Source organism: Mycobacterium sp. ABE4_509 (assembly GCF_056160785.1).
The window spans coordinates 1-3,787 of record NZ_JBSWXU010000248.1 but is presented as its reverse complement, the minus strand read 5'-3'; the positions used below and the strand labels follow the sequence as shown (position 1 = coordinate 3,787).

Below are 3,787 nucleotides of genomic sequence, written 5' to 3'. Positions count from 1 at the left end.
GCCCCGGCGCCTGCGCCCGCTCCGGCTCCGGCCCCGGCTCCGGTGCTGCCGCCCGCCTGAGCGGGCGTGGCGCCTACGCCGTCGTGAGGGCCGGTTTCAGGCCGAGTTGACCCATTCGTCGGTGCCGTCGGCGAAGAACTGGTGCTTCCACACCGGGAGCAGTTCCTTGACGCGGTCGACCAGGCGCGCGCAGGTCTCGAACGCCGCGCCGCGGTGATCGGCTGCGACAGCGGCCACCAGGGCGGCTTCGCCGATGTGCAGGACGCCGACCCGATGGCTCACCGCGACGGCACGCACGCCGGGCGCGTCACCGGCCACCTCGGCGACGACCTCGGCCAGTGTCTGCCCGGCAGACGGGTGCGCAGAGTACTCCAGCCGCGTCACCGTCCGGCCTCCGTCGTGGTCACGCACCACACCGGCGAACGCCACCACCGCGCCGGCTGAGGCGTGTCCGACCAGTGCCTCGTGTTCGGCCGAATCGATGGGGTCTTCGGTCAGCGCGGCGCGCAGCACAACACTCACCGGGAGTGGTCCTTTCCTCGGAGTTGATCCAGCGCGTGGTCGAGGACGTCGGCGAGTACGCCCAGTCCGTCCCTGACGCCGCCGAGCGATCCGGGCAGGTTGACGATCAACGTGCGCCCGGCGACCCCGCACACGCCCCGGGAGAGCACCGAGGTGGGCACCTGCGGAAGCCCGGCCCGGCGGATCGCATCGGCCAGACCCGGCACCTGGTAGTCGAGCAGCGCCGCGGTGATCTGGGGTGTGGAGTCGGTGGGCGAGATGCCGGTCCCTCCTGAGGTGATGATCACGTCGTGAGCGTCGTCCAGCGCGGAGCGAAGGGCGGCATCGACGGGGTCACCGTCGGCGACCACGACGGGGGCCGCGGTGCTGATCCCGCGGGCGGTGAGCCACTCGACGATCACCGGACCGCACCTGTCCTCGTACACCCCGGATGACGCCCGGGTCGAGGCGATCAGCACCAGTGCCGAGCGGGTCACGCGCCGCTCACCTCTCCCATGTGCCGGTCTTGCCGCCCTCTTTGCGCACCACGCGGATGTCGCTGATCTCGGCGCCGCGGTCGACGGCCTTGATCATGTCGTAGATCGTCAACGCGGCCACGCTGACCGCTGTGAGGGCCTCCATCTCGACGCCCGTCCGGTCGGTGGTCTTCACCGTCGCGGTGATGGCGACGGCACCGGGGTCCTCGGACGCGCCGACGCCGAAGTCGACGTCGACGCCGGTGACGGCCAGCGGATGACACAGCGGCACAAGCTCGCTGGTGCGCTTGGCGGCCAGGATGCCGGCGACGCGGGCGGTGGCCAGCGCGTCACCTTTGGGCAACCCGTTGGCGCTGATCATGGCGACGACGTCGGGACGTGTCCGCACCACCCCGGTGGCCACCGCGACGCGTTTGGTGGCGTCCTTGGCGGTGACGTCGACCATGTGCGCCGCACCGGTCTCGTCGAGGTGTGAGAGGCCGTCCGCCACTGCTACTTGTTGACGACGGTGACCGACTGGATGAACGGCAGCTCTTCAGCCGGCAGTGGGAACGTCACGTCGCCGAACGGCGACAGCGCGCCGGTCCGGTCGGCGGCGAGTTCGCTGACCGCGTGCTCGTCACCGTCGGTCTTCGGCCAACCCGGGTCGACGTATCGAATCTTCTTGTCATCAGCCACGCAGCCATTGTGGCAGGCCAATCACCGGCTGGCGAGGGCGGGAGCCTGCTTTACGCTGGTCACCGATGAGGCCCTTGGACGAAGAGCAGACGGCCACGATGAGGCCCTTGGACGAAGAGCAGACGGCCACGATGAGGCCCTTGGACGAAGAGCAACCCGCCACGATGAGGCCTTGGACGAAGAGCAGATAGCACCGATGAGCGCGAACACCCCGGGCGTGCCGCTGGGCGCCTGGCTGGCCGAGCTGGACGACGCGCGGCTGATGCAGCTGCTGCGGCTGCGGCCCGACCTGACCCAGCCGCCGCCGGGCAGCATCGCTGCGCTGGCGGCGCGCGCTGCGGCCCGCCAGTCGGTCAAGGCGGCCACCGACGATCTCGATTTCCTCCATCTCTCGGTGCTCGACGCCCTGCTCACGCTGCACGCGGACAGCACGGCGGTCACGCTCGCCGCGCTGACCGGTGCGCTCGGCGAGCGCGCGGACGGCCCCGACGTGACCGACGCGGTGGACCACTTGATGCAGCGGGCGCTGGTGTGGGGTGACCGTTCGGGGGACGGCTCGCTGCGGGTGGTCGCCGAGGTGGCGTCGGGTCTGCCGTGGTACCCGGGTCAGGCCACCGCGGAGGGAGCCCAGCCCGAGGCCGATATCGCCGGAGCCGTCGAGGAGCTCGACACCGGCTCCCGGGACCTGCTGGACAGGTTGGTGGAGGGCTCTCCGGTGGGACGCACCCGCGACGCCGCACCGGACACCCCGCCCGACCGTCCGGTGCAGCGGTTGTTGTCGGCCGGGCTGCTGCGCCGGCTCGACGCCGAGACCGTGATCCTGCCCCGGCTGGTCGGCCAGGTCCTGCGTGGCGAGGTCCCGGGCCCGGTCAGCGCCACCAGACCGGATCCGACGGTGACGTCGACCTCGATGGCCGACGTCGACGCGGTGGCCGCCGGTGCGGCCATCGATGTGCTGCGGGAAGCCGAGATCGTGCTGGAGACTCTCAGCGCGGCGCCGGTGCCCGAGCTGCGCAGCGGCGGGCTGGGCGTCCGGGATGTGAAGCGGCTCGCCAAGATCACCGGCATCGACGAGCGCCGGCTCGGGTTGCTGCTGGAGGTGACCGCGGGCGCGGGGCTGATCGCCCCGGGAATGCCCGACCCCGAGCCCCCCGAGGCCGCCGGCCCGTACTGGGCTCCCACCGTGGCCGCCGACCGGTTCCTGGAGTCTCCGACGGCGGTCAAGTGGCAACTGCTGCTGTCGGCGTGGCTGGATCTGTCCGGCCGGCCGGCGCTGATCGGCCGGCGCGGGCAGGACGGCAAGCCCTACGCGGCGCTGTCGGACGCGTTGTTCTCCACCGCAGCCCCACTGGACCGCCGGTTGTTCCTGCAGATCCTCGACGCCCTGCCGCCCGGTGCGGGGGTCGACGTCGACAGTGCTTCGCGGGCGCTGGTGTGGCACCGGCCGCGGTGGGCTGCCCGGTTGCAGCCCGAACCGATCGCCGACCTGCTCACCGAGGCGCATGCGCTGGGTGCGGTGGGGCGCGGCGCGCTGTCGACCCCGATGCGGCGGATGCTGGCCGGCGACTCCGATGATGCGGTCGTCGCCGCGATGGACAAGGTGCTGCCGGCCCCCATCGATCACTTCCTGGTTCAGGCCGACCTCACGGTGGTGGTGCCCGGCCCGCTGGAACGCGGGCTGGCCGAGCGGCTGGCCGCGGTGGCGACGGTCGAATCGGCCGGCGCGGCGATGGTGTACCGGGTCGAGGAGGCCTCGGTGCGGCGTGCGCTGGACACCGGCAAGACCGCTGGTGAGTTGCATGCGCTGTTCGCCAAGCATTCCCGCACCCCGGTCCCGCAGGCGCTGACCTACCTGATCGACGACGTGGCGCGACGGCACGGACAGCTGCGGGTGGGCATGGCGTCGTCGTTCGTGCGCTGTGAGGATGCCGCCCTGCTGGCGCAGGCCGTCGCCGCGCCGGCGACCGAGGCGGTGGAGCTGCGGCTGCTCGCACCGACGGTGGCGGTGTCGCAGGCGTCGATCGCCGAGGTGCTCGCGGCGCTGCGCAGCGCCGGGTTCGCGCCGGCCGCCGAGGACTCCACCCCGTCTCTTCTACACATCTCCGAACCCA

Annotated in this window: 5 protein-coding genes; 1 reads left to right on the top strand and 4 read right to left on the bottom strand. The window is 72.1% G+C overall.

Annotation, left to right across the window (positions count from 1 at the left end; translation table 11 throughout):
- Positions 1 to 96: 96 nt before the first annotated feature.
- From ACXAID_RS27390 to ACXAID_RS27375, 4 genes are read right to left on the bottom strand one after another with little or no spacing between them, the layout of a single operon-like run.
- On the bottom strand, positions 97 to 522 hold the full coding sequence (locus ACXAID_RS27390; protein WP_475025315.1) for a molybdenum cofactor biosynthesis protein MoaE: 426 nt from the start codon (positions 520 to 522) through the stop codon (positions 97 to 99).
- Positions 519 to 998, bottom strand: a complete 480-nt coding sequence (locus ACXAID_RS27385; protein WP_475025314.1) for a MogA/MoaB family molybdenum cofactor biosynthesis protein — start codon at positions 996 to 998, stop codon at positions 519 to 521. The genes ACXAID_RS27390 and ACXAID_RS27385 overlap by 4 nt, the downstream gene beginning before the upstream one ends.
- A gap of 7 nt (positions 999 to 1,005) precedes the next feature.
- The gene (gene moaC / locus ACXAID_RS27380; protein ID WP_475025316.1) at positions 1,006 to 1,443 is read right to left on the bottom strand and encodes a cyclic pyranopterin monophosphate synthase MoaC; all 438 of its coding nucleotides are present in this window, start codon (positions 1,441 to 1,443) and stop codon (positions 1,006 to 1,008) included.
- 47 nt (positions 1,444 to 1,490) lie between these two features.
- Positions 1,491 to 1,676, bottom strand: a complete 186-nt coding sequence (locus ACXAID_RS27375) for a hypothetical protein (protein ID WP_475025313.1) — start codon at positions 1,674 to 1,676, stop codon at positions 1,491 to 1,493.
- A 196-nt stretch (positions 1,677 to 1,872) separates the two neighbouring features.
- On the opposite strand from ACXAID_RS27375, the gene ACXAID_RS27370 reads away from it, so the two are divergent.
- The coding region (locus tag ACXAID_RS27370) for a helicase-associated domain-containing protein (protein ID WP_475025312.1) at positions 1,873 to 3,787 on the top strand (1,915 nt) is incomplete at its 3' end.